The organism is Kitasatospora sp. NPDC057512 (genome assembly GCF_042802135.1).
Classification (GTDB): Bacteria; Actinomycetota; Actinomycetes; order Streptomycetales; family Streptomycetaceae; genus Kitasatospora.
Map to the genome: position 1 here is coordinate 1 of NZ_JBHVET010000995.1, position 2,467 is coordinate 2,467.

Below are 2,467 nucleotides of genomic sequence, written 5' to 3' on the forward strand. Positions count from 1 at the left end.
GGGCGCCGGTCCGCCCGGCGCTGCTCTGGAACGACGTCCGCTCCGCCCCCCAGGCCGCCGAGCTGCGGGCCGCGATCGGCGCGGCGGAGCTCGCCCGCCGCACCGGCAGCGTCCCCGCCGCCGCCTTCACCGCCCCCAAGTGGGCCTGGCTGCGCGCCAACGAGCCCGCCGCCGCCGAGCGCGTCGCCGCCGTCCGCCTCCCGCACGACTTCCTCACCGAACGGCTGACCGGCGAGGCGGCCACCGACCGGGGCGACGCCTCGGGAACCGGCTGGTGGGGGCCGGACGGCTACGACGAGGACGTCCTCGACCGCATCGGCCTCGACCCGGCCCTGCTGCCGCCGGTCCTCGCACCGGGCACGCGGGCCGGCGCGGTCCGCCCGGGCACGCCGCTGCGGGCGGGCACACCGGTGGCCACCGGCACCGGCGACAACATGGCCGCCGCCCTCGGGCTCGGCCTGCTCCCCGGGCAGCCGGTGCTCAGCCTCGGCACCTCCGGAACGGTCTACGCCGTCGGCCGGCAGCGGCCGGTGGACCCGAGCGGGACGGTCGCGGGCTTCGCCGACGCCCTCGGCGGCTGGCTGCCGCTCGCCTGCACGCTCAACTGCACCCTCGCCGTCGACCGCTTCGCCGCCCTGCTCGGACGCGGCCGCGAGGAGGTCGAGGACGGCGGCACCGCGGTGGTGCCGCCCTACCTGGACGGGGAGCGCACACCGGACCTGCCCGGAGCGTCCGGCCTGGTCCACGGGCTGCGCCACGACACCACGCCGGGGCAACTGCTCCAGGCCGCGTACGACGGCGCCGCCCACGCCCTGCTCACCGCCCTGGCCGACGTGCTGCGCGCGGGCGGTGAGGACCCGTCGGGCGGGGAGCCGCTGCTGCTGATCGGCGGCGGCGCCCGCGGCCGCGCCTGGCAGCGGACCGTCCTGCGGCTCTCGGGCCGGGCCGTCCGGGTGCCCGCCGCCCGGGAGCTCGTCGCGCTCGGCGCGGCCGCCCAGGCCGCCGCCCTGCTCACCGGCGAGCCCGCCGACGCGGTGGCACGGCGCTGGCGCACCGCCGAGGGTCCGGTGCTGGAGCCCGTGGCACGGGACACGGACGCCCTCGAACGGATCGGCGGTACCCTGCGTCGGGCCGGGGCCTTGCAGGGAGCCCCGGCCGAGGACCGGTAGGAGGGCGCGCGCGTGACGGTGGTCGGCAGTGCGAGGAGCAGCCAGGGCAACGGGCCCGCGTCGTTGCGGGACATGCGGCGGCGGAACCTCTCGCTGGTCCTCGGCACGCTCGCCGGGCACAGCCCGCTCGCCCGGCCGCTGTCCCGCGCGGACGTCGCCGCACGCATCGGCCTGACCCGGGCGGCCGTCTCCTCACTGGTCGACGAGCTGATCGGGCGCGGTGCGCTCACCGAGGCGGCGGCCACCGCCAGCGGACGCCCCGGCCGGCCCGGCCGTGAGCTGGCCGTGAGCGGCGAGGGCCCGGCGGGCCTCGGCCTGGAGATCGGCGTCGGCCACCTCGGCGCGTGCGTGGTGGACCTGCGGGGCGAGCCGCGCGTGTGGCGTCGGGAGGAGCGGGCCAACGCGGGCCGCCCGGCCCGGGAGGTACTGGCGGAGGCCGCAGCGCTGGCCGCCGCGGCGGAGGCCGAGGCCGCCGCCCTCGGGCTGCGCGTCGAGGGCCGGATCCTGGCCGTGCCCGGAGTGGTGCCGAACGAGCCCGGCGGACTCGTCGAGGGCGCGCCCAACCTCGGCTGGCACGGTGTCCGGCTGTCCGATCACTGGCCGGACGCGGACACCGTGCCCGAACCGGAGAACGAGGCCAACCTCGGGGCGCTGGCCGAGTACTGGAAGGCGGGGAAGCCCGCGGAGACCTTCGTGCACGTCTCCGCCGGGGGCGGGATCGGCGCCGCCCTGATCATCGGCGGGCGGCTGTTCCGGGGCGCCCGGGGCTTCGCCGGCGAACTCGGCCACCTCCCCGTCCACCCGGACGGCCCGGAGTGCGCCTGCGGATCCCGCGGCTGCCTGGAGCAGTACGCGGGCGAGGCGGCCGTGCTGCGCGAGGCCGCCCTCGTACAGCACGGCCCGGGCGAGGCGGTCGCCCTGCTGGCCCGACGGGCGGGCGCCGGGCACGCGCCGACCCTGGCGGCGCTGGACCGCGCGGGGCGCGCCCTCGGCCTGGCCCTCACCTCCGCCGTGGACCTCATCGACCCGGACGGCCTCGTCCTCGGCGGCGCCTACGCCGAACTCGCCGACTGGCTGCTGCCGGCCGTCCGCGCCGAGCTGGCGGCCCGGGTCACCGTGCGGCCCTGGGCGCCGGAGGCGCTGCGCGCGTCCGCCCTGGGCCCGCGCGGGCCGCTGCTGGGCGCGGCGCTGACGACGGTCCGCCGGATCATGGCGGACCCGACCCTGCTCCCGGTCGGCTGACGCCCTCGGGAGCAGGGCCGGGGCCCGAACGTCGTCGGTCGTGCTCGACCACGACC

At 79.6% G+C, this 2,467-nt stretch carries 2 protein-coding genes; both read left to right on the plus strand.

All coding sequences use genetic code 11. The features are described 5' to 3' along the window. On the plus strand, window positions 1-1,169 hold a 1,169-nt coding region (locus ACFU6K_RS36700), incomplete at its 5' end, for an FGGY family carbohydrate kinase (RefSeq protein WP_380670633.1). Window positions 1,170-1,241: 72 nt separating this feature from the next. After that, on the plus strand, window positions 1,242-2,411 hold the full coding sequence (locus tag ACFU6K_RS36705) for an ROK family protein (RefSeq protein WP_380670635.1): 1,170 nt from the start codon (window positions 1,242-1,244) through the stop codon (window positions 2,409-2,411). Window positions 2,412-2,467: the final 56 nt, after the last annotated feature.

Bases quoted from the DNA above. Each gene is read 5' to 3' on its own strand.
- ACFU6K_RS36705 (WP_380670635.1), top strand. From the start codon at position 1,242: ATGCGGCGGCGGAACCTCTCGCTGGTCCTCGGCACGCTCGCCGGGCAC.